The following is a 20,751-nucleotide window of genomic DNA, read 5'->3' on the forward strand; positions in this document are numbered from 1 at the left end:
GAAAATCCGGCGCTGTCCCGCAACTGTGGTGCCCCTCTCGAAGTGGCCGAGCCAGGTCGCCTCCTCGCGCGCCGACGCTTGTCGACCTCGTGGAAGGGCGATCCGTCATGACGGGCCGCGGCTTCCCTGCAGCCAGGAGGCTCCTGTGAGACCCGTACGCACCTTGGGCGCGGTGATGGCGATCGGCGTCGTCACGTTCGCCGCCGCATGCGGCGGCGACGACGGCAAGACCGGCGGCGCGGCGGACGGGAAGACCGTCACCGTCCAGGCCGCCAACGGGGCCGTGTCCGTCCCGGCCGACCCGAAGCGCATCGTCTCCCTGTCCCCCACGCACACCGAGACGCTCTTCGCCATCGGCGCCGGGCCGCGGGTGGTCGCGGTGGACGACTACTCCAACTTCCCCGCCGGCACGCCGCGGACGAAGCTGTCGGGCTTCAAGCCGAACGCCGAGGCGATCATCGCCTACAAGCCGGACCTCGTCGTGCTGTCCGACGACATGGACGGCATCGTCAAGGCGCTGGAGAAGGTGAAGGTCCCGGTCCTGCTGGAGCCGGCGGCGAAGAGCCTCGACGAGGCCTACGACGAGATCGGCGACCTCGGGCGGGCCACCGGACGGGAGGCCGAGGCCAAGAAGATCACCGACGGCATGCGGGCGGACATCCAGAAGACGGTCGCCGCGTCATCCAAGGCCAAGGGCCTCACGTACTACCACGAGCTGGACAACCAGCTTCACTCGGTGACGTCCAAGACCTTCGTGGGTCAGGTGTACGGGCTCTTCGGCCTGCAGAACATCGCCGACAAGGCGGACAAGGCGTCCGGCGGCTACCCGCAGCTGTCCCGCGAGTACCTGCTCAAGCAGGACCCCGACCTGATCTTCCTGGCCGACACCAAGTGCTGCGGGCAGAACACCGCCGCCCTCACCAAGCGCCCCGGCTGGTCGGATCTGGACGCGGTCGGCCACGGCGGCGTGGTGGAGCTCGACGACGACATCGCCTCCCGCTGGGGGCCGCGCCTGGCGGCGTTCGTCAAGGCGATCGGCGACGCGGTGCAGAAGGTTCAGTGACCGCTGCCGCCGAGGACGCCCGCCCGTGAGCCGGCGCCGACCGCGCGCCGGGGACGTCCCGGCCGCCGCCGAGGACGCGCCTGGGACGTCCCAGGACGTCCGCGCACGGCCCGAGGACGTCTCCGGACGCGATCCACGCGCCGCCGAGGACACGGACCCGCAGGCCGCAGGCGGGGATTCCGAGGACGTCCCCGGGCAGGAGCAACGGACCGGGATCTCCGGCGGCCGCGGCGGGCCGCCTGCCGAGACGGGCGGCCGCACCGGCGGCACCGGCGACCTGGACCGTGCCACCGCACCGCCCGGCGGCCTGAGCCGGGCCAGGCTGCGGCCGCTGCCGTTCGCGGCGGCGGCCGGGCTGCTGCTCGCGACGCTTCTGGCGGGGGTGCTGGTGGGATCGGCCGGGCTGCCCGTCGGCGGGGTTCTCAAAGCTCTGGCCGACAAGATCCCGTTCGTGCACGCCGACAGCGGGTTCGGCGTCATCGACGAGAACGTGCTGTTCCAGCTGCGGGTGCCGAGGGCGCTGATGGCGGCGCTGGTCGGCGGGATGCTCGCCGTCGCGGGCGCCGGGTACCAGGGGGTGTTCCGCAACCCGCTCGCCGACCCGTACCTGCTGGGCGCGGCGGCGGGGGCGGGCGTCGGAGCGACGCTGGTCATCGCGCTGGTGCCGGGCGACCCCGGGTACGCGGTGCCGCTCGCGTCGTTCGCCGGGGCGATCGGCGGGGTGGCCCTGGCCTACCTGCTGGGCAGCTTCGCGACGGGCCGCGGGAACGGGACGGCGACGCTGGTGCTGGCCGGCGTCGCGGTGTCGTCGTTCCTCGCCGCGGTGCAGACGCTGGTCCAGCAGATGAAGGCGGAGGAGCTGCAGCGGATCTACTCGTGGATCCTCGGCGGGGTCGGGTCGGCCGACTGGCACCAGCTGGCGCTCGTCTTCCCGTACGCGCTGGTCTCCACCGTGGTGCTGCTCGTCCACGGCCGGCTGCTGGACGTGCTGAGCGTCGGCGACGAGGAGGCGGCCTCGCTCGGCCTGTCGGCGGCGCGGGTCCGGCTGACGGTGCTGGTGGCGGCGTCGCTGGCGACGGCGTCGGCGGTCGCGGTGAGCGGGCTGATCGCGTTCGTCGGCATCGTCGTCCCGCACGTGGTGCGGAAACTGGCGGGCGGGTCGTACCGGATCGTGCTGCCGCTGTCGCTGCTGGGCGGCGCGGCGTTCCTGGAGGTGGCCGACCTCGTGGCGAGGACAGTGATCAAGCCGGGGGAGCTCCCGCTCGGGGTGGTGACGGCGTTCGTCGGCGGGCCGTTCTTCGTCGCGGTGCTGCGCGCGTCGCGCCGGCAGGTGGAGACGTGACCGTCTCGGTGCGGCGCCTGGACGTCGCGCTCGGCGGGCGGCCGGTGCTGGAGGGCGTGTCGCTGGAGGTCCCGGCCGGGTCGTGGACGGCGGTCATCGGGCCGAACGGCGCGGGCAAGTCGACGCTGCTGCGCGCGGTCCTCGGCCTGGTGCCGTCCCGCGGCGAGATCACCCTCGCGGGCGCCGACCTCCAGTCGCTCAAGCCGAGGCAGCGCGCCCGGCTCGTGGCCTACGCCCCGCAGAGCCCGAACCTCCCGGTGGGCATGACGGTGTACGACTACACGCTGCTGGGGCGCTCCCCCTACGTGCCGCATCTGGGCCGGGAGAGCTCCCGCGACCGGGCCATCACCGGGGAGGTCCTCGACCGGCTGGGCCTCACTCCCCTGGCGGCCCGCCCCCTGGACCACCTGTCCGGGGGCGAGCGGCAGCGCGTGGTGCTGGCCCGCGCCCTCGCGCAGCAGACCTCGGTACTGCTGCTGGACGAGCCGACGACCGCGCTCGACATCGGCCACCAGCAGCAGGTGATGGAGCTGATCGACCGGCTGCGGCTGTCGGACGGGCTGACCGTGGTGACCACGATCCACGACCTGACGCTCGCCGGGCAGTACGCCGACGGGCTCGTCCTCATCTCCGGCGGGCGGGTGGCCGCGGCGGGCCCGCCCGGCCTGGTCCTCACCCGCGACGCCGTCGAGGAGCACTTCGACGCCCGTGTGAGCGTCACCCCGGGACCGGGCGGACGGCCGGTCCTGTCGCTGGAGCGTCCGTGAACCTCGAGACGGTGTGGCGGGTGGAGGACGGCAGGCGCCTCGCCTCGACGGTGTGGCGGGCGGGACCCGGTCGGCGGATGATCTCCTCGGCGATGCTGGGCGGCGGCGTCGGCCCGGCCCGCTGGGTGCTGAACGCCCAGGTGCCCGGCGCCTACGCGCGCACCGACCCGGTCGCGCACCTGGCCGAACTCGCGGCGGGCAGCGGGCTGGAGGGCCCCGGCGTCGGGATGCTCACGGCGGCCTCGGTGGCACGCACGGTGCGCCGGGACGGCGAGGGCGTGAGCGTGTCGGCGACGGTCGGGCTGCGCGTCCCGACCTGGGCGGCCTCCCCCGCCGGGGCGCCCGATCCCGAACTGGCCCCGTTGGAGGGGGACGGGACCCCGGCCTGGAAGCCCGGGACGATCAACATCGTGGTCGCCGTGCCCGTCGCTATGAGCGACGCGGCGCTGGTGAACGCGGTCGTCACCGCGACCGAGGCCAAGACGCAGGCGCTGCTGGAGGCCGGCTTCCCGTGCACGGGCACGGCGTCCGACGCGATCTGCGTCGCGGCGGCGACCGGCGGAGCGCCGGAGGTGTTCGCGGGGCCCCGGTCCGTCTGGGGCGCGCGGATCGCCAGGACCGTGCACGCCGCCGTCCACGCCGGGGCTCTGGACTACGCCGCCCGCCTGAAGGCACCCGGCTGAGGCCTGTCTCGAAGTGGCCTCGGCGATGCGCGCGAACGCGTGAGCTGCCCGGTGGAGCGAAGCCGGAGGCGAGCGGAACCGGGCAGATCGCGAAGCGATGCCGCGTTCGCCCAGGCCCGGTCACGTAGCGAGCCGCCAGGCGAGCAAAGTGGGCCGGGACTGTAAAAACACAGCCTAGACCGGCCGCCGCGCCACCCCGGTGTGGTGCGGCGGCCGGTATCAGGGCCAGTGCAGTGTGGGGGCTGGGCCTCACCTCCTCCCTGTGGGTCTCGGGGCCGGCATGACGGTCAGCCGGCATGGGGAAGGCGATGCCCGTTGTGTCCTCCGTATCCGTTGTGACCATTACGGCGCAGGGGGCCGGTGGCGAGCGGATCGCCGCCGTCCAGCAGGGAGCCGCTCATCGGCGGCAGGGAGTGCAGCCCGGTCGGCGGTTCCCGGTCGACGTCCGGGCGCGGCCCGCCCTGACCCGGGTCCGCGCGCCCCTCCGACAGCGCGGTGATCGCGTCGACGCGGCGGCGCGCGCGCTCGGCCTCGGCGCGGGCGGCGTCCCGCTCGGCGGTCAGCGCCCGCACCGCCGCGCGCAGCTCCTCGGCGGTGCGGGCGATCTGCCAGTTGTGCCGCTCCAGCTCGCGGGCGCGCGCCTGGATCTGGTCGCGGTCGGCGACGGCCTGCCCCCGCTTGGCCTCGGCGTCGCGGACGGCGGAGCGCAGGTCCTCGGCGGCGCGGTCGGCGGCGGCCGCCTCGACGCGCCGGCCCTCGACGAGGGTGTCGGCCTCGGAGAGCCGCCCGTGCAGGGCGACGAGTTCGGCGCGGGCGCTCTCCAGGGAGGCCAGCAGCTCGCCCTCCCGGGAGGCCATGCGGTCGCGCTCGCGCTCGGCGGCGAGGCGGGCGGCGCCCGCGCCGTCGGCGTCGTCCCTGGCCTCCCGGCGCTCGCGCCGCGCGGCGTCCCGTTCGGCCGCCAGCCGCTCGGCCTCAGCGCGGGCGGACGCCGCCTCCTGCTCGGCGGCCTCGGCGCGGGCGCGGGCGGTGGCCGTCTCGCGCCACGCCGCCTCGGCCTGCCGCTGGGACGCGTCGCGCTCCCGCTGCGCGATCGCGACGAGCCCGGCGGCCTCGGCGCGGGTCTCGGCGAGCCGCCGCTCGACGCCCGCGACGCTCAGCTCGGAGATCAGCGACCCGGCGAGCCGGTCGGCGAGGCCCTCCAGCCGGTCGACCATCTCCCACGTCCAGGCGACCTGTCCGGTGAGGCCCGGCGCCTCCAGCCCGCGCTCCCGGCTCTCGCGCGCGGCCCGCTCGCACGCGCCGCCGCCGTCCTGGCAGTAGCGGACGGTGCGGGCGCCGCGCACCGGCTGCGGCACGGGCCGTCCGCAGCCGGCGCACGGCCAGACCGCGACCGGGTCGCCGAGGCGTGCGATCCCGGCGCGGTCGTCTTCGGGGACCGGCGGCTCCCCCGCGCCGGCCGGCGGGACGTCCGGCAGCGCGCCGGCGGACCCGCGCGGCGGCGCGGGGTCGTCGCCCTCGGCGTAGGCGGCGGGATCGGTGATGACGGGAAGGTCGGTCTGCGTCGGGGCGGCGGGGATCGGGGCGACGTTGGCGATCGGGGCGACCTTCTGGTCTTTCATGTGCCGTGGTACGCACGGTGGCCCGGAGGCGTTCGACGTTCGCCGCGACGAGTTGGGGCCCGGCCGTGGCGGCGGCGTCAGTCCGCGTGTTCGCGCAGGTAGGCCTCTCGGACGCGGTGACGGCTGAGTTTGCCGGACGGTGTGCGCGGCAGCGATTCGCGGAACTCCACGCGCCGGGGGTGCTTCAGCTTCGCCAGCCGGGGGCCGCAGTGCGCGAGCAGTTCGGCGGCGAGTCCCTCTCCCGGGTCGGCGCCCTCGGCGGGTTCGACGAGCGCGACGACACGCTGCCCCCAGTCGTCGTCCGGGACGCCGATGACGGCGACGTCGCCGACCGCCGGGTGCTGGAGCAGCACGGACTCGATCTCGGCGGGATAGACGTTGACGCCGCCGGAGATGATGAGGTCGGTGCGGCGGTCGCTCATGTAGAGCCAGCCGTCCGCGTCGAGGTGGCCGAGGTCGCCGGGAGTGTAGTAGGCGTCCCGCATGGCGGCGGCGGTCTTGGCCGGGTCGCCGTGGTACTCGAACCCGGGCTGCCCGGTCGCGTAGATGAGGCCGGTCTCCCCCGGCGGCAGCTCGGCCCCCTCGGGGTCGAGGATCTTGATCCGCACGCCGTCGACCGCGCGCCCGACCGTCCCGGGGCGGGCGAGCCACTCGTGCGGGGTCGCGACGACGACCGGGCCGCTCTCGGTGGAGCCGTAGTACTCGTAGAGCACGGGCCCCCACCACTCCATCATCCTCTGCTTCGTCTCCACGGGGACGGGTGCGGCGCTGTGGTAGACCTGGCGCAGCGTCGACAGGTCGTAACGGGCGCGGACGGCGTCCGGCAGGGCCAGCATCCGGTGGAACATCGTCGGCACCATGAACGTGTTGGTGACGCCGTGCCGCTGGATCAGCTCCAGGGTGTGCTCGGGGTGGAACCGCGGGGCGACGGCGACGGCGTGGCCGAGGTTCAGCGCCATCATCGCGTGGACGCAGGGCGCGGAGTGGTAGAGCGGCCCGACGGCCAGGTGCACCTCGTCGCCGGGCTCCAGCCCGAGGTGCCGCCCCAGCGTCCGCCGCATGATGTCCATCAGCACCTCGGGCGCGATGTCGAGCAGCGGCCGCCGGACTCCCTTCGGCCGTCCCGTCGTCCCGGACGTGTAGAGCATCACCGAGCCCATGCGCCGCTCGGCGGGCGGTTCCGCGTCACCCGTCGCGCAGAGCGCGGCCATCGACCGGTACCCGGTGCCGGCGTCGACGCTCACCCGCCCCTCGGCCGGGACGCCCGCCTCGTCGGCCGCGCCGGACACCGCCCCGGCCAGGGCGCTCTCGGCGATGACGGCCTTGGCGCCGCTGTCGCCGAGGATGTAGCCGATCTCGGAGGCGGTCAGGTGGCGGCTCACCGGGACCAGGTACAGGCCCGACTGGACCGCCGCGAGCAGGACGGTGAGGAACTCGGGCCGGTTGCCGAGGACGGTGGCGAGGGTGTCGCCGGGACGCAGCCCGATCCCGGCCAGCGCGTTGGAGAGCCGGTTCACCTCGGCGTGCAGCTCGCCGTAGGACATCGGCACGCCGGGGGCCAGCACGGCGGGGCGGTCCGGGTCGTTGCGCGCGATCTCGTAGAAGCCGGCACCCTCGACGCCCATGCGGCCCTCCTCTGTCCGGGGCATGCAACCGAATCGTGTTCGACCATCTGATCCGGAGGTGCTGGGAGAGTCAAGGCCGGCCATGGCCGGCCCGCCGGCCGCGGGGAAGATCGTCCGATGCAGGACAGGGCTTTTCCATGACCTTGCTCGTCCGGGCAATTACCATTGGGCGTCAGATCGAGGACGATACGTCGTGCTTTCCGCGTCGACGGAGCCGGTATGAGTGAGTCGGGCAACGGGAACTCTGACGCGCCGCTCGACCGGCTCGTGCGCGCGGCGGTTCCCGGCCTGATCGTCGGTGTGGCGTCCGGGCTGATCGCCAACCAGGTGCTGAAGCTGGTCGACGCGGTCGCCTGGCTGCAGACGGTCCTGCCGCTGGCCGTCATCGCCCTGGTGATCGTGGCGGTGTCGGTGGCGCTGTTCCGGTCCGAGCGGGCGGGCACCGCGCTGAAACGGCTCACCCGGATCCTGCCCTGGAACGCCGAGGCCGTGGCGTGGGCGTGCGCCGGCGCCGCGGCCATGGCGGCGGTCCTGCTGGCGCAGGCGAGCGTCGCCTCGCTGGCGGCGCACGCGCGGCCGTGCGGGCAGCCGCTGGAGCTGCGCGTCGTCACCGCGCCGGAGACGCTCATCTCGCTGCGCGACGCCGCGCGGGGGTTCGAGGCCGACAGCGAGGAGCGGGGCTGCCGCGAGTACAGCGTCAGCGTCGCGCCGGAGCCGGAGTTCGTGCAGCTCTCCGAGGCGTTCGGGCGGCTGTGGCGGCGCAGCGAGCCCGCCGGCGGCGAGGCGGCGCCGCAGGACGAGCGGCTGTACGGCCCGCAGCCCGACGTCTGGATCCCGTCGTCGACGGCCGAGTTCGACTACGTGGAGAAGAGCCCGGACCAGGTCCGCGAGGCGCGGGGCGCCGGTTCCCCGGCCCAGGGCCCGCCCGCCAAGGCCGATCCGGTGTTCACCACGCGCGGCTCGCTGGGGTCGTCGCCTCTGGTGCTCGCGCTGTTCGGCGGCGACCACGCCCAGGTGGAGGATCTGGCCATCAAGCCGCCGGAGCGGCTCACCACCGACCTGCTGCGGCGCTTCGGCAGGGCGGGCGTGGAACTGCGCGAGATCGCCCGTCCCGTCCCGGAGACGTCGGCCGCCGCGCTGGCGGTGACGCCCGTCCTCTACGGGGCACTTCCGGGGAACGACCAGCAGGACGAGGAGTTCGCCGAGCCCACCGACCTCGTGGCGCCGGACGCGGTGACCCTGCTGTGCAAGGCACGGCAGCGCGCCCACCCGCCGGACCGCGTGGCCTTCGCCGTCCCCGAGCAGGTCGTCAGCGACTACGACGCGGGCCGGCTCAAGAAGCAGTGCGGCGCCGCGGGCGCGCCGGGCGCCGGGGGCGAGTGGACGCTCTACCCCTACTACGCCGAGGACCTGCCGACGCTCGACTACCCGTTCGTCCAGGTGACGTGGCGCGGGCAGGACACGCGGGAGCGCGACGCGGCGGTCACCGCCTTCCGGCGGTGGCTGACGCGGCATCCGCTCACCGAGCAGGGCCTCCGGGACGACAGGGGCGCCATGCCCTCCGCGCAGGAGGGCGACTCCGCCCGCCCGGACCTGACGGCCCTGTGGACGCTGCTCGGCCCGAACGTCATCCCGAACCGGATGGCCCCGAAGCCGCTGGGGCCGCAGGGCGGGGACCGCGGCGGGAAGTACGTCGCCGAAGGACTCCAGCGCGTCGCCGCCGCCCGTCCCCCGACCTCGGTCTCCCTCATGCTGGACGTGTCGGGGTCGATGGGGCACCCGGCCCAGGGCCGCGACACCCGGCTGGCGCAGAGCGTCTCCTTCCTGCAGAGCCTGGTGGCCCAGTTGCAGAGCCGGGACAGCGCGGGTCTGCAGGTGGCGTCCAGGAAGAAGCCGCCCGACGACCCGGGCACCCTGGAGAACGTGGACCTCGCCGGGACGAGCCCCGCCCAGAAGAACCGCATCACGAGCCATCTCCAGGCGGTCGCGACCGCCGGGGGCGACGTCGCGCTCGCCGACATGATCGGCAAAGCCGACGTGGACCCGGGGTCGGACCTGATCGTCGTCACCGACGGGCAGACGCCGGGGACCAACGGCCCCGGATCGTCCCCCGGCGAGGCCGCCGCGAGGTTCCGCGACCGGCACCGCGACGTTCGGGTGACCGTGGTGCTGACGGGCCCGGCGGACTGCGGCGCCTCCCCCGTCAAGGAGATCGTGGACGCGTTCGGCCCCTCCGGCGGCAGCGGCTGCGTGCCGCTGACCGGCGCGCCGGCACCGCAGCAGGCAGCCCAGCTCCTCTCCGACCTGCGATGAACGGAAGGCCATGACGCGACGGCGGCGACGGTTCGTGCCCCACGGCCGGACGGCCTGGCTGAGCGCCGCGGGAGGGGCCGCCGCGGCGCTGGTCTGCGCCGAGGTGCTGGCCTTCTGGCCGGGCTCGTCCTACCGGGCGCTGACGCCGCACTGCGACCGCTCGGAGCTGGTCGTCGCGGGCGGCACCGACGTCAGCCTGAACAGCCAGCGCCGCCGGCTGATCCAGAAGTGGAACGAGGACAGGCGCAACCCGCACGCCACGCTCGTGGAGATCTCCGAGTCCACCGACTCCCAGCACAGCCAGATCAAGGCGATGCAGGAGTCCCGCGGCTGCGGCTACGACGTACTGGTCATGGACAACACCTGGACGGCGGAGTTCGCCGCGGGCGGCTACCTTCGGCCGCTCGACGACATCGGAGAGCGGAGCGACTTCTTCCCCGCCGCCCTGGAGACCGGGAAATGGCAGGGGAAGCAGTACGCGGTCCCGTTCAACGTCGACGTGGGGCTGCTCTACCGGCGCGACGGCGCGCAGGCCCCGCGCGACTGGCCGCATCTGCTCGGCTCCGGCACCGCCATGCAGCTCGACGACTACGAGGGGCTGACGGTCAACGCGCTCGAAGCGGTGTGGAACGACGGCGGCGGCGGCCTGCTCACCGGCGAGAGGCGCCCGGACGAGAAGGCGTTGCGGGCGAAAGTGTTCCCGGCGTTGAAGCGACTGGCGGCGCGTGCCCCCGACCCGCAGCCCGCGGCGCGGACGCACGGCCCGCTGACGGCGTCGCGCTCGTACGACGAGCAGATGAGCATGGAGGCGTTCACGTCCGGGACGCCGCTGATGCGGAACTGGCCGTACGCGTTCTCCACGCTCGCGACGGAGCCGGGGATGCGGGACGGGACGCGCCTGCGGTACGGGGTGACCGCCCTGCCCGGACGCACCGTCCTCGGGGGCCAGAACCTCGCCGTGTCCAAGTACTCCCCCAACCCGGACGACGCGCTCAGGCTGGTGAAGGAACTGAGCGGGACGGAGAGCCAGAAGCAGCTGTTCTCGTGCGGCGGCTTCGCGCCGGGACGCTACAGCGCGCTCGGGCTGGCCTCCGGGCAGCACGCCGCCGCCGACGTGCAGGCGCAGAACTGCTCGGCCCTCACCGGGGAGCGCCTCGATCCCGGCGACGTCGAACTCGACCAGGCGCAGCTGACCGAGCTGGGGACGGCCGTGGTGAACGCCCTGGACCGGGCGCGGCCCCGTCCCGTCACTCCGCACTACAGCACGTTCACCGGCACGTTCCGCGCGTGCGTGCAGAAGCTCTTCGACCAGACGGGAACCGACGCCAGGACGTTCGCCAGGGCCGTGGAGCGCTCGCTCGACGGGCGCACGGCGTCCTGCTAGCGGGCGTCTTCGAGGGCCGCGCGGGCCATGCGGTGCAGGAGGTCGGCCATCGCGGCTCGGCCGAGGCCCTGCGCGGCGCTGCGCGGGGTGGAGTTGAGCAGGCCGAAACAGGCGTGGACGGCGGCGCGGGTGCGCTCGTCCGGCCGCCGGGGGCCGAGGCGGCGCAGGACGGCGACCCACTCCTCGACGTAGGCGCGCTGGAGCCGGCGGACGCGGTGGCGCTGCGGCTCGGGGACGTTGTCCAGTTCCCGCTCGTGCACGGTGATCAGGGCGGGGTTGTCGAGGGCGAAGGCGATGTGCCAGCTCAGCAGCGCGTCCAGGGCCCGGCCGGGGTCGGGGCCGGCGGCGCGGCGCCGGCCCTCGGCGAGCAGCCGCTCGCTGATGTCGAGGAGCATCTCGGCGAGCACGGCCTCCTTGCCGCTGAAGTGGCGGTAGAGGGCGGGGCCGGTGAGCCCGACGGCCCGGCCGAGGTCGCCGATCGACGCCCCGTGGTAGCCGTGGCGCGCGAAGAGCTCGGCGGCGGCGCCGAGGATCTCGGCCCGGCGCGGGTTGGGCGGGGGGCCCGGCGGCGCCTCGGCGGGGTGGGACGTCATGCGGGCCAGTCTAGACTAGAGTTGTTAACGGCCGTTAACATCGGCATTGTTAATGAACGTTAACCGGGAAGGGGGGTCATGAGCGGACCCGAGATCGGCTCGCGCGCCGACGTCGCGGGCGAGGCGTTCAAGGCGAGCGCCGCGCACAACGAGGCGCTCGTCGCCGAGCTGCGCGACCGCGTCGACCGGGCGGGCCGCGGCGGACCCGAGCGCGCCCGCGAGCGGCACGCGGCGCGCGGCAAGCTGCTGCCCCGCGACCGGGTCGACACGCTCCTGGACCCCGGCTCGCCCTTCCTGGAGCTGTCGCCGCTGGCCGCGGACGGCATGTACGGGGACGAGGCGCCCGGCGCGGGGATCATCACCGGCGTCGGCCGCGTCTCCGGCCGCGAGTGCGTCGTCGTCGCCAACGACGCCACCGTCAAGGGCGGCACGTACTACCCGGTCACGGTGAAGAAGCACCTGCGGGCGCAGGAGGTGGCGCTGCACAACCGCCTCCCCTGCCTCTACCTGGTCGACTCCGGCGGCGCGTTCCTGCCGCGCCAGGACGAGGTGTTCCCCGACCGCGAGCACTTCGGCCGCATCTTCTACAACCAGGCCACGATGTCCGGCCGCGGCATCCCGCAGATCGCGGCGGTGCTGGGCTCGTGCACGGCGGGCGGCGCCTACGTCCCGGCGATGAGCGACGAGGCCGTCATCGTGCGCGGCCAGGGGACGATCTTCCTCGGCGGGCCGCCGCTGGTGAAGGCCGCCACCGGCGAGGTCGTGACGGCGGAGGAGCTGGGCGGCGGCGAGCTGCACTCGCGCACGTCCGGCGTGACCGACCACCTCGCCGAGGACGACGCGCACGCGCTGCGGATCGTCCGCGACATCGTCGCCACGCTGGGGCCGCGCGAGCCGCGCCCGTGGGAGGTCGCGCCGCCCGAGGAGCCGGCCGCCGACCCGGCCGAGCTGTACGGGATCGTCCCCCCGGACTCGCGCACCCCCTACGACGTGCGCGAGGTCATCGCCCGGATCGTGGACGGCAGCCGCTTCCAGGAGTTCAAGAAGGAGTACGGCGCGACGCTCGTCACCGGGTTCGCCCGTGTCCACGGGCACCCGGTCGGGATCGTCGCCAACAACGGCATCCTGTTCGGCGAGTCGGCGCAGAAGGGCGCGCACTTCATCGAACTGTGCGACCGGCGCAGCGTCCCGCTGGTGTTCCTGCAGAACATCACCGGGTTCATGGTCGGGCGCGAGTACGAGGCGGGCGGCATCGCCAAGCACGGCGCGAAGATGGTGACCGCCGTCGCGTGCGCCCGCGTCCCGAAGTTCACCGTGGTGATCGGCGGCTCGTTCGGCGCCGGCAACTACGCGATGTGCGGCCGGGCGTACTCGCCGCGCTTCCTGTGGATGTGGCCGAACGCCCGCATCTCGGTCATGGGCGGCGAGCAGGCGGCGAGCGTCCTCGCCACCGTCCGCCGCGACCAGATGGAGGCGCGCGGCGAGGAGTGGGCCGCCGAGGACGAGGAAGGGTTCAAGGCGCCGATCCGCGAGCAGTACGAGGCGCAGGGCAACCCGTACTACTCGACGGCGCGGCTGTGGGACGACGGGGTGATCGACCCGCTCGACACCCGGCGCGTGCTGGGGCTCGGGCTGTCGGTCGCGGCCAACGCACCGCTGGAGCCGGTCGGCTACGGCGTCTTCCGGATGTGAGGGTGTTGATGTTCGACAGCGTCCTGGTCGCCAACCGCGGGGAGATCGCCGTCCGCGTGTTCCGCACGCTGCGGCGGCTCGGCGTCCGGTCCGTGGCCGTCCACACCGGGGCCGACGCCCTGGCGCGCCACGTGCGGGAGGCGGACGAGGCCCTGCTGATCCCGTCGTACCTGGACATCGAGGCGGTCATCGCGGCCGCCCGCGACGCCGGCGCGTCGGCCGTGCACCCCGGATACGGGTTCCTGGCCGAGAACACGGCGTTCGCGCGCGCCTGCGCCGAAGCGGGACTGGTCTTCGTCGGGCCGCCGGCCGAGGCGATCGACGCGATGGGCGACAAGATCCGCGCGAAGCGGACCGTCGCGGCCGCTGGCGTCCCGGTGGTCCCCGGGCGGGACGAGCCCGGCCTGTCCGACGCCGAACTGGAGGCCGCCGCGTTGGAGATCGGGCTGCCGGTGCTGCTCAAGCCGTCCGCGGGCGGGGGCGGCAAGGGCATGCGGCTCGTCCGGGACGCCGCCGGCCTGCCGGAGGCGATCGCGTCCGCCCGGCGGGAGGCGCGCGGCTCGTTCGGCGACGACACGCTGCTCGCCGAGCGGTTCGTCGAGAACCCGCGGCACATCGAGATCCAGGTCTTCGCCGACGCCCGCGGCGGCGCCGTCCACCTCGGCGAGCGCGAGTGCAGCCTCCAGCGCCGGCACCAGAAGATCATCGAGGAGGCGCCGTCCCCGCTGCTGGACGCCGCCGCGCGCGAGCGGATGGGCGCCGCCGCCGTCGCCGCCGCGCGGGCCGTCGGATACGTGGGCGCCGGGACGGTCGAGTACATCGTCTCGGCCGACCGCCCGGACGAGTTCTTCTTCATGGAGATGAACACCCGGCTCCAGGTCGAGCACCCCGTCACCGAGTTCGTCACGGGACTCGACCTGGTCGAGCTCCAGCTCCGGGTGGCCGCCGGAGAGCCGCTGCCGTTCACGCAGGACGGCGTGCGCCTCGACGGGCACTCCATCGAGGCCCGCGTGTACGCCGAGGACCCGGCGCGCGGCTTCCTGCCCACGGGCGGGCGGGTGCTCGCGCTCAGCGAACCCGAGACCGCGCGGGTCGACTCCGGCCTGGACGCCGGGACGGAGGTCGGCGGCTCCTACGACCCCATGCTCGCCAAGGTCATCGTCCACGGCGCCGACCGCGCCGAGGCGCTGCGCAGGCTCGACCGCGCGCTCGCGTCCTACACGCTGCTCGGCGTCCCGACGAACATCGCGTTCCTGCGCGCGCTGCTGCGGCACCCGTCGGTCGTGTCGGGCGACCTCGACACCGGCCTGGTCGAGCGCGCCCTGGACGGCCTGGTGGCGGGCGCGTCCGTCCCGTCCGAGGTGCTCGCCGCCGCCGCGCTGGAGCGGATGCTCGACCTGGAGGCCGGCGACGACCCGTGGGACGTCCCGGACGGCTGGCGGCCCGGCGCCCACGCCTGGGCGTCCTGGATCATCACCCCGGCCGGCGGCGACCCGGTGGAGGTCCGCGTCCAGGGCAGGGCGGCGTCCGCGCGCGTCGCCGTCGGCGGCGAGCCACCGGTCGCCGCGTCGCTCACCAGGCCGTTCACGCTGACCTACGGTGGAAGGACGACCTCGTTCGCCGGCGCCAGGGACGGGCGGACCCTGTGGCTCGGGCGCGACGGGCACGCGTGGGCGCTGGGCGAGCACGTCCGGGCCGAGGGCGGGGCCGACGCCTCCGCCGGGGGCGACGGCGTGCTGCGCAGCCCGATGCCCGGGACGGTGCTGGCGGTCAAGGCGGCCGAGGGCGACCGCGTCGAGGCCGGGCAGCCGCTCGTGGTCGTCGAGGCGATGAAGATGGAGCACACCGTCACCGCGCCGCTGGCCGGCGTCGTGGCGAAGCTGCCGGTCCGCGCGGGCGCGCAGGTCGCCCTCGACGCGGTGCTGGCCGTGATCGAGGAGGCATGACGGTGCCGGTACCCCTTCCCGGCCTTCCCGAGCGGGTCACGATCTACGAGGTCGGGCCGCGGGACGGGCTGCAGAACGAGAAGGCGGTCGTCCCCGCCGAGGTCAAGGCGGAGTTCGTGACCCGGCTCGCCGGCGCGGGGCTGCGCACGATCGAGACGACCAGCTTCGTCCACCCCACGTGGGTGCCGCAGCTCGCCGACGCCGAGCAGCTGCTCGACATCCTGCCGCGCTCCCCCGAGCTGCGGTACCCCGTCCTCGTGCCGAACGAGCGGGGCCTGGACCGGGCGCTCGCCAACGGCGTCACCGAGATCGCGATCTTCGGCAGCGCCACCGAGACGTTCGCCCGCCGCAACCTCAACCGCACCGTGGACGAGTCCCTCGCGATGTTCGCCCCGGTCGTGGAGCGGGCGCGCGCCGAGGGCCTGTGGGTGCGCGCCTACGTGTCGATGGTGTGCGGCGACCCGTGGGAGGGCGACGTCCCCGTCGAGCAGGTCGTGTCCGTCGCGTCCCGGATGATGGACCTGGGCTGCTCCCAGCTCAGCCTCGGCGACACCATCGGGGTCGGCACGCCCGGCCAGGTGACCGCGCTCATCGAGGCGCTGGGCGAGGCGGGCATCGGGGCCGACCGGCTCGCCGTCCACTTCCACGACACCTACGGGCAGGCTCTGGCGAACACCCTCGCCGCGCTCCGCGCGGGCGTCACCGTCGTGGACGCCTCGGCGGGCGGCCTCGGCGGCTGCCCGTACGCCGAGAGCGCCACAGGCAACCTGCCCACCGAGGACCTCGTCTGGATGCTCGACGGCCTCGGCGTCGAGACCGGCGTCGACCTCGCCGGGCTCGCGGCCACGAGCCGCTGGATGGCGGGCCGGCTGGGCCGTCCCAGCCCGTCCCGCGTAGTGCAAGCCCTGCGACCTGGATCGGAGTAGCCAAATGATCGAATTCACGCTCGGCGAGGAGCAGGAGGAGCTGCGGCGCACGGTCGAGCGGTTCGCCCGCGAGAGCGTCGCCCCGGTGATCGGGGACCTGTACGAGCGCGGCGAGTTCCCCTACGAGATCGTCGCCGCGATGGGGAAGATGGGGCTGTTCGGGCTGCCGTTCCCGGAGGAGCACGGCGGGATGGGCGGCGACTACTTCGCGCTCTGCCTGGCCCTGGAGGAGCTGGCGCGCGTCGACTCGTCCGTCGCGATCACCTTGGAGGCCGGGGTGTCGCTCGGCGCGATGCCGATCCACCGGTTCGGGTCGGCGGAGCAGAAGGAGCGCTGGCTGCCGCGGCTCACCTCGGGCGAGCGGCTGGCGGGCTTCGGGCTGACCGAGCCGGGCGGCGGGTCGGACGTCCCCGGCGGCATGCGCACCACGGCCCGCCTGGACGGCGACTCCTGGGTGATCAACGGGTCCAAGTCGTTCATCACCAACGCCGGCACCGACATCACCGCGTTCGTGACGGTGACCGCGTTCACCGGCGACGGCGAGATCTCCACGATCCTCGTCCCGAACGGGACCCCGGGCTTCACGGTCGGGCGCAAGTACTCCAAGGTCGGCTGGTCGGCGTCCGACACGCGGGAGCTGTCGTTCGACGACGTCCGCGTCCCGGCCGAGAACCTCGTCGGCGAGCGCGGCCGGGGCTACGCCCAGTTCCTGCGGATCCTGGACGAGGGGCGCATCGCGATCGCCGCGCTGTCGGTCGGCCTCGCCCAGGGCTGCGTGGACGAGTGCCTGCGCTACGTCCGCGAGCGGGAGGCGTTCGGCCGGGAGATCGGCCGCTACCAGGCGATCCAGTTCAAGGTCGCCGACATGGAGGTCCGGGCCCACACCGCCCGCCTCGCGTACTACGCCGCGGCCGCGCGGATGCTGGCGGGCGAGCCGTTCAAGAAGGAGGCCGCCATCGCCAAGCTGGTCGCCTCCAACGCCGCCATGGACAACGCCCGCGACGCGACGCAGGTGTTCGGCGGCTACGGCTTCATGAACGAGTACGCCGTCGGCCGCTTCTACCGGGACGCGAAGATCCTGGAGGTGGGCGAGGGCACCTCGGAGGTGCAGCGGATGCTGATCGCCCGCGCCCTCGGCCTCCCGCCGTCCTGACGCCGCGCCGCGCCGCGCCCGGCCTCGCCGCCGGGCGCGGGCGCGCGTGTCCCCGTGCGAGGCGCCGAGTTCCCGCCGGTCGCGGAGCCCGCGCGGTAAAGTCGGCGAATGCTGCTGCGCGCCTACGGGATCGCTCGCTCACTGGTCATGTACCACGGAATTCCGGGCCGGCACCGGCGCGCGTCGCGCCTCTACGGGGAGTTCCTCGGGCCCGGCGACCTCGCGTTCGACGTCGGCGCGCATGTGGGCGGCCGGGTGCGCGTGTGGCGGGGGCTCGGGGCGCGCGTCGTCGCGGTGGAGCCGCAGCCCGACTGCCTGCGCGTGCTGCGCCTGTTCTTCGGCCGCGACAGCGGCGTCGCCCTCGTGCCGGGCGCCGCCGGAGCCGAGCCCGGACGGGCGCGCCTGGCCCTGTCCACCGCGACGCCGACGGTGTCCTCGATGTCGCCCGGCTGGATCAGGGCGGTGACGACGGACCGCGGCTTCGCCCGCGTCCGCTGGGACCGCTCGATCGGCGTCGACGTGACCACGCTGGACGAGCTCATCGCCGTCCACGGCGTGCCGGCCTTCTGCAAGATCGACGTCGAGGGCTTCGAGGCGGACGTGCTGGCGGGGCTGTCCCGTCCGCTGCGCGCCCTGTCGTTCGAGTACGTGCCGTCCGCGCACGAGGCGGCGCTGAAGTCGCTGGACCTCGTGGACCGGCTGGGCGACTACGTCTACAACTACTCCCCCATCGAGACGATGCGGCTCGCCAGCCCCCGCTGGCTCGACGCGGCCGAGCTGGTGCGGCGGCTGGAGAGGATCCGTCCGCGCGGGAGGTCGGGCGACATCTACGCCAGGCTCCGCGAATCCGGGTGAGAGCGGCACCGGGAAAGGCGTCCCATTAGATAACAAGGCTTACTAATATCGGCGGGCGCCAGCGCACCGAGCGACGGGGCCCATCGTGCCGGACAAGACCACCCGTGAACCGACGTCCGCCGATCTGAGGACGGACGTCGCCCACTCGGCCCGGGTCTACGACTACCTGCTCGGCGGCAAGGACAACTACGCCGCCGACCGCGCCGCCGCCGAGGAGGTCGTCAGGATCGCCCCGTACATGCGCACCCCCGTGCGGGCCGACCGCGACTTCATGGTCCGGGCCGCCCGCCATCTGGCGGCCGAGCGCGGCGTCCGGCAGTTCCTGGACGCCGGGACCGGGCTGCCGACCTCACCGAACCTGCACGAGGTCGTCCAGGAGGCCGACCCGTCCGGCCGCGTCGTGTACGTCGACAACGACCATGGCAAGCGGGGTTGTGCACACGGAATGCACCGCGTATCCCCTGGTCAAGGCGGCCAACCTGTTGAGCCTCAGGTGGCGCGGCCGGTGGGGAACGGTAGGACCGACCGCAGTTGCTCCCGCGCACGCTGAATTTCCGGAACCTTCGACCACGGCGCTGAAATAGCGAGAATCTCGCGCAAGCGCGAGTCCAGCCGTGCCGAATCGACAAGTGGCGCGATACGCACAAGGCTTGAGATTTGGTCTGCCGCCTCCGGAAGCGCCACCGCACTAAAAGACGCCTTTACCTGCTGTGTCGCCCATGTTGCACGAGACAGCGGAAAGGTCTCAAACAGATGCAGGCACTCAGTGAATGCGACATCCGCTTCTTGGTAGCGTCGAAGGCCAGCCAATGCGAGTGCCGCATTTCCAGTGATTACGGCACCTGTGACTTGCGGGAGGCCATCGAACCCTCTCGCGATATCAATGGCAGACTGCGAGGGCCTGGGACCGCGATGCGCATATGGGGACTTCTTTGAAAGGGCGACGGCAAGTCGAGCATTCAACCGGGCGTGATGTTCCTCTGCCAACTCCGCTATCTGAAGTCCGCGCTGCGCGTAGTGGGCTGCACGAACGGGATCTATCGAGGTAGTGAAACAGCAAAGATTCTCGTAGTTATGCGCGGTTCCCTCTACATAGTGCGCGCGCCGCGCAAGAGCCAGTGAAACGTTGCCGACTTTCTCCGCAAGCTTAAGATTTCGTGCATCGTAAAGAACCAAGGATGCGCTACGGGCAAGGTCTGATGCGGCCCGTTGCAGGGCGACATCTCTGCTATTCATCGCCCCTTCAACACGGCGTACATGACGCAGCGCAGTAGCGACCAGTGGCACCCCTCCGAGTTGCTCTTTGGATCCCTCAAGACGTGACGCCAACGCCTGCACATAATCCGGATCTTGATACGGGCTCGCTGAAGGCGACGGAACGAAAGCTACAGAAGCGGCAACGGTAAGAAATTCTCTGCGGTCCACAGGATCACGGTCCTTTGCCACGGGGGTTATGCGTACCTCCCAGCCAACTCGCGACAGGAGGTCGATTGCCTTGCCGATAGGGGTATCCCTGGTGCCCTTGATGACCTGGGAGACCCAGGGCTGGGATACCTCCAGCTCACGGGCGAGATCAGCTTGCGTCCATGCCCGCTGATCCATGATCAGCTTAAGGGCTTCGGCGAGGCTGTGTGCTTCCACGACCTCAGCTTATAACTCTCAGCAAAAGATCGCACTAGCGAACCTGTAAGAGCGTGACAGGATGCGTGGCAGACAAGATAAGGCGCACTTCTAGCGGACAACACAACAAGCTGTCCGGCGAGGTGATATCCGACATGGGCCACCACACGATTCATCGACACGTTTCGGGGAAACGGTCCGGAGCGCCGTACCGAGTGCCGCCCACGCACCCGGGAACGCTGCCCCCAGATCCTTCTCCTCTGCTGCCGATCCTTGAGCCCGTGCACCGGGAGCGACTCGGGTTCTTCCGCGCGCTGATCGTGGAAATCTCCGACGCTAGCGATCTCGCTGCGGTGATCACGGAAGAGGATGGCTATCCGGTCTTGAGTGTGACTCGCGTGGACGCGACACGGTCGCTCATTGTCGGGTGCCTGTACTGGCATGGCGTCTGGTACTTCACCACTCCGGATATCCGGACGTTCGCGCGGGCGGACAATGCGCCTGCGGCGGCACTGGCTGTCAAGCGGGCAATGCGCGAGTAGAGCGAAGGGAGGAAAGAGTGGCTGACTGCACGGAGCAAAGGACAGCGCTTCCGGTGGACCTCGTTGAGGTAGCGGTGGCTGGCTTTGAGGAGGTATGGCGTTCGCGGGATTACTCTCTGACGCTCTTGAGCGTCCTGTCAGCCACTGCGAGGCAGGAGGCGGAGTTCCGACTCAGGATCGCGCCGCGAAGGGACGCCACGGACGCTCTCACGCTCGCGTGGGGTGTCGTATTCCCCATCCTCGTACGGCTCTTGCAGGATCAAGGGTTCTTTGCGGCGACGATCGATTCCCTGATCGCCGAATCGGCGGAGAAGGTAACGCAAGTCACGAAAAGTGACGGCGGCCTATGAGACTGCCCGCACGTGAGTAAGCAGGGCGGTCTCACATGCGGGCGCGGCCCCGGGGAAACCAGTCCCCTTACCCCGGGGCCGTTCCAAACCTCGCCTTGAGGCCGGTATCTACTGACCTCGGCTGGGCGTGGCGTCTGTTCACCGTTCCCCCGGGACGGACGCCACATGGGGGGGCGGAGGTGTGCGGCGAGGGTCGCTCGTCGCACACCTCCGTTACTTCATCCGAAATACCAGAGAACAGGAGATGCGCGGTGCTGTGCCGAAAATACCGACGGAGG

Annotated in this window: 18 protein-coding genes; 14 read left to right on the plus strand and 4 right to left on the minus strand. The window is 72.8% G+C overall.

The window, feature by feature from the left end; all coding sequences use genetic code 11:
* Nucleotides 1–145 precede the first annotated feature (145 nt).
* From ACQEU6_RS13225 to ACQEU6_RS13240, 4 genes are all read left to right on the plus strand, one after another.
* A complete protein-coding gene (locus ACQEU6_RS13225; RefSeq protein WP_499331829.1) occupies nucleotides 146–1,063 on the plus strand; it encodes an ABC transporter substrate-binding protein in 918 nt (305 codons plus the stop codon).
* A 307-nt stretch (nucleotides 1,064–1,370) separates the two neighbouring features.
* Nucleotides 1,371–2,405 (plus strand): FecCD family ABC transporter permease, encoded by a 1,035-nt coding sequence (locus ACQEU6_RS13230; RefSeq protein ID WP_499340173.1) that lies wholly within the window; start codon nucleotides 1,371–1,373, stop codon nucleotides 2,403–2,405.
* Nucleotides 2,402–3,172, plus strand: coding sequence for an ABC transporter ATP-binding protein (locus tag ACQEU6_RS13235; RefSeq protein ID WP_499331832.1), 771 nt, complete (start codon nucleotides 2,402–2,404; stop codon nucleotides 3,170–3,172). Before ACQEU6_RS13230 ends, ACQEU6_RS13235 begins: the two co-directional genes overlap by 4 nt.
* Nucleotides 3,169–3,855: an adenosylcobinamide amidohydrolase gene (locus tag ACQEU6_RS13240; RefSeq protein WP_499331834.1), complete on the plus strand. Its 687-nt coding sequence runs from the start codon at nucleotides 3,169–3,171 to the stop codon at nucleotides 3,853–3,855. Before ACQEU6_RS13235 ends, ACQEU6_RS13240 begins: the two co-directional genes overlap by 4 nt.
* Before the next feature lie 287 nt (nucleotides 3,856–4,142).
* Here the strand turns inward: ACQEU6_RS13240 and ACQEU6_RS13245 are convergent, their stop codons facing one another.
* Together ACQEU6_RS13245 and ACQEU6_RS13250 are read right to left on the minus strand one after the other, a co-directional pair.
* On the minus strand, nucleotides 4,143–5,474 hold the full coding sequence (locus tag ACQEU6_RS13245; protein WP_499331835.1) for a chromosome segregation ATPase: 1,332 nt from the start codon (nucleotides 5,472–5,474) through the stop codon (nucleotides 4,143–4,145).
* Nucleotides 5,475–5,551: 77 nt separating this feature from the next.
* Nucleotides 5,552–7,099 (minus strand): AMP-binding protein, encoded by a 1,548-nt coding sequence (locus tag ACQEU6_RS13250; RefSeq protein ID WP_499331837.1) that lies wholly within the window; start codon nucleotides 7,097–7,099, stop codon nucleotides 5,552–5,554.
* A gap of 219 nt (nucleotides 7,100–7,318) precedes the next feature.
* On the opposite strand from ACQEU6_RS13250, the gene ACQEU6_RS13255 reads away from it, so the two are divergent.
* On the plus strand, nucleotides 7,319–9,412 hold the full coding sequence (locus ACQEU6_RS13255) for a vWA domain-containing protein (protein ID WP_499331839.1): 2,094 nt from the start codon (nucleotides 7,319–7,321) through the stop codon (nucleotides 9,410–9,412).
* A gap of 10 nt (nucleotides 9,413–9,422) precedes the next feature.
* Nucleotides 9,423–10,796 carry an extracellular solute-binding protein gene (locus ACQEU6_RS13260; protein ID WP_499331840.1) on the plus strand — a complete coding sequence of 458 codons (1,374 nt, stop codon included), beginning with the start codon at nucleotides 9,423–9,425 and terminating at the stop codon, nucleotides 10,794–10,796.
* Here the strand turns inward: ACQEU6_RS13260 and ACQEU6_RS13265 are convergent.
* Entirely contained in the window at nucleotides 10,793–11,389 is a 597-nt protein-coding gene (locus tag ACQEU6_RS13265) for an SACE_7040 family transcriptional regulator (RefSeq protein ID WP_499331843.1), read from the minus strand. The genes ACQEU6_RS13260 and ACQEU6_RS13265 overlap by 4 nt on opposite strands.
* A 78-nt stretch (nucleotides 11,390–11,467) precedes the next feature.
* Here ACQEU6_RS13265 and ACQEU6_RS13270 point away from each other — a divergent pair, with 78 nt between their 5' ends.
* From ACQEU6_RS13270 to ACQEU6_RS13295, 6 genes are all read left to right on the plus strand, one after another.
* Nucleotides 11,468–13,081 (plus strand): carboxyl transferase domain-containing protein, encoded by a 1,614-nt coding sequence (locus tag ACQEU6_RS13270; RefSeq protein ID WP_499331845.1) that lies wholly within the window; start codon nucleotides 11,468–11,470, stop codon nucleotides 13,079–13,081.
* Between the two features lie 8 nt (nucleotides 13,082–13,089).
* Nucleotides 13,090–15,027, plus strand: a complete 1,938-nt coding sequence (locus tag ACQEU6_RS13275; protein WP_499331847.1) for an acetyl/propionyl/methylcrotonyl-CoA carboxylase subunit alpha — start codon at nucleotides 13,090–13,092, stop codon at nucleotides 15,025–15,027.
* Nucleotides 15,024–15,953 carry a hydroxymethylglutaryl-CoA lyase gene (locus tag ACQEU6_RS13280; RefSeq protein WP_499331849.1) on the plus strand — a complete coding sequence of 310 codons (930 nt, stop codon included), beginning with the start codon at nucleotides 15,024–15,026 and terminating at the stop codon, nucleotides 15,951–15,953. Before ACQEU6_RS13275 ends, ACQEU6_RS13280 begins: the two co-directional genes overlap by 4 nt.
* Before the next feature lie 4 nt (nucleotides 15,954–15,957).
* A complete protein-coding gene (locus ACQEU6_RS13285) occupies nucleotides 15,958–17,106 on the plus strand; it encodes an acyl-CoA dehydrogenase family protein (protein ID WP_499331851.1) in 1,149 nt (382 codons plus the stop codon).
* A 108-nt stretch (nucleotides 17,107–17,214) separates the two neighbouring features.
* Nucleotides 17,215–17,961 carry an FkbM family methyltransferase gene (locus ACQEU6_RS13290; protein ID WP_499331852.1) on the plus strand — a complete coding sequence of 249 codons (747 nt, stop codon included), beginning with the start codon at nucleotides 17,215–17,217 and terminating at the stop codon, nucleotides 17,959–17,961.
* Between the two features lie 85 nt (nucleotides 17,962–18,046).
* Nucleotides 18,047–18,511 carry an SAM-dependent methyltransferase gene (locus ACQEU6_RS13295; protein WP_499331853.1) on the plus strand — a complete coding sequence of 155 codons (465 nt, stop codon included), beginning with the start codon at nucleotides 18,047–18,049 and terminating at the stop codon, nucleotides 18,509–18,511.
* Here ACQEU6_RS13295 and ACQEU6_RS13300 read toward each other — a convergent pair.
* Nucleotides 18,451–19,602 carry a hypothetical protein gene (locus ACQEU6_RS13300; RefSeq protein WP_499331855.1) on the minus strand — a complete coding sequence of 384 codons (1,152 nt, stop codon included), beginning with the start codon at nucleotides 19,600–19,602 and terminating at the stop codon, nucleotides 18,451–18,453. The two genes, ACQEU6_RS13295 and ACQEU6_RS13300, sit on opposite strands and share 61 nt — an antisense overlap.
* A gap of 260 nt (nucleotides 19,603–19,862) precedes the next feature.
* Between ACQEU6_RS13300 and ACQEU6_RS13305 the strand changes: the two genes are divergently transcribed.
* Complete coding sequence (locus tag ACQEU6_RS13305; protein WP_499331856.1) at nucleotides 19,863–20,123, plus strand: hypothetical protein; 261 nt, start codon at nucleotides 19,863–19,865, stop codon at nucleotides 20,121–20,123.
* A gap of 17 nt (nucleotides 20,124–20,140) precedes the next feature.
* The gene (locus ACQEU6_RS13310) at nucleotides 20,141–20,473 is read left to right on the plus strand and encodes a hypothetical protein (RefSeq protein WP_499331857.1); all 333 of its coding nucleotides are present in this window, start codon (nucleotides 20,141–20,143) and stop codon (nucleotides 20,471–20,473) included.
* Nucleotides 20,474–20,751 lie beyond the last annotated feature (278 nt).

Source organism: Spirillospora sp. CA-108201, assembly GCF_050936235.1.
In the GTDB taxonomy this organism is placed as follows: domain Bacteria; phylum Actinomycetota; class Actinomycetes; order Streptosporangiales; family Streptosporangiaceae; genus Spirillospora.

Excerpts from the sequence above, each read along its gene's own strand:
- ACQEU6_RS13245 (WP_499331835.1), bottom strand. The coding sequence starts at position 5,474 with ATGAAAGACCAGAAGGTCGCCCCGATCGCCAACGTCGCCCCGATCCCC.
- ACQEU6_RS13250 (WP_499331837.1), bottom strand. The coding sequence starts at position 7,099 with ATGGGCGTCGAGGGTGCCGGCTTCTACGAGATCGCGCGCAACGACCCG.
- ACQEU6_RS13255 (WP_499331839.1), top strand. The coding sequence starts at position 7,319 with ATGAGTGAGTCGGGCAACGGGAACTCTGACGCGCCGCTCGACCGGCTC.
- ACQEU6_RS13260 (WP_499331840.1), top strand. The coding sequence starts at position 9,423 with ATGACGCGACGGCGGCGACGGTTCGTGCCCCACGGCCGGACGGCCTGG.
- ACQEU6_RS13265 (WP_499331843.1), bottom strand. The coding sequence starts at position 11,389 with ATGACGTCCCACCCCGCCGAGGCGCCGCCGGGCCCCCCGCCCAACCCG.
- ACQEU6_RS13270 (WP_499331845.1), top strand. The coding sequence starts at position 11,468 with ATGAGCGGACCCGAGATCGGCTCGCGCGCCGACGTCGCGGGCGAGGCG.
- ACQEU6_RS13275 (WP_499331847.1), top strand. The coding sequence starts at position 13,090 with ATGTTCGACAGCGTCCTGGTCGCCAACCGCGGGGAGATCGCCGTCCGC.
- ACQEU6_RS13280 (WP_499331849.1), top strand. The coding sequence starts at position 15,024 with ATGACGGTGCCGGTACCCCTTCCCGGCCTTCCCGAGCGGGTCACGATC.
- ACQEU6_RS13285 (WP_499331851.1), top strand. The coding sequence starts at position 15,958 with ATGATCGAATTCACGCTCGGCGAGGAGCAGGAGGAGCTGCGGCGCACG.
- ACQEU6_RS13290 (WP_499331852.1), top strand. The coding sequence starts at position 17,215 with ATGCTGCTGCGCGCCTACGGGATCGCTCGCTCACTGGTCATGTACCAC.